1 pseudogene is annotated in these 828 nt (G+C 58.8%); it reads left to right on the forward strand.

Features of this window, described 5'->3' with window-relative positions:
• Positions 1 to 79: 79 nt before the first annotated feature.
• A pseudogene (locus AC0L3P_RS39895) lies at positions 80 to 416 on the forward strand (integrase core domain-containing protein); the annotation flags it as partial.
• Positions 417 to 828: the final 412 nt, after the last annotated feature.

Genomic DNA, 828 nt, shown 5'->3' on the forward strand with positions numbered 1-828 from the left:
TTCGCGGCAAGAATCCTCGCCGCTGTCAGGCAGAAAATCCACTCAAGCTACTGTCCGAATTTGCCGGGCCAGCTCTCATCGTGGCGGGCTCGTGCACCACAGCGACAGGGGCCGCCCAATACGTCTCTATCAAATACACCGAACGCCTGGCTGAAGCTGGCGTCGAGCCTTCTGTCAGCAGCGTCGGAGATTCCTATGACAACGCTCTCGCCGAAACCATCAACGGTCTCTACAAGGCTGAGGTGATCCATCGGCGCGGGCCATGGCGCAGCTTCGAGGCCGTCGAGTTCGCGACCCTAGAATGGGTGGACTGGTTCAACAACCGGCGGCTCCTGGAGCCCATCGGCAACATCCCGCCGGCCGAAGCCGAGCAACGCTACTACGCCATGCTGGAACGACCCGCCATGGCGGCATAACTTAAACCAAATGGCCTCCGGCAAATCCGGGCGGTTCACGTTCCGAGTTCGACATTACTCACACGGAGTTCAGTATTACGGGCCCTCGTGGGCACCGTCCTGTCGGAGCCGGCTCGGACCCACGCGCGTCAGGTCAGCGCCTCCTTCCTTTCCTCCACAGACCTCGAAATCGGTCATCCATCCAGGTATACCTTACTATTTGCCTAGCGACCATGCCAAGAGCCGCTTCGAGGCTTTGCTTGGTCAAGCGCGGCAGACTCTTATCTCCTGCGATCGGCCTCAGCTGGTTCAACAGTAGCTTTAAGGCAATCGGTAAGCCGTACCCCCTTCTTCTGCCTAACATTACAGTTGCTTTTTTGATTTGAAGTGGGCGCGTTGAGCGGCAGCCTGGTGAGCTCTGCGCCAGAAGGAC

Source organism: Bradyrhizobium sp. WSM4874 (genome assembly GCF_055811835.1).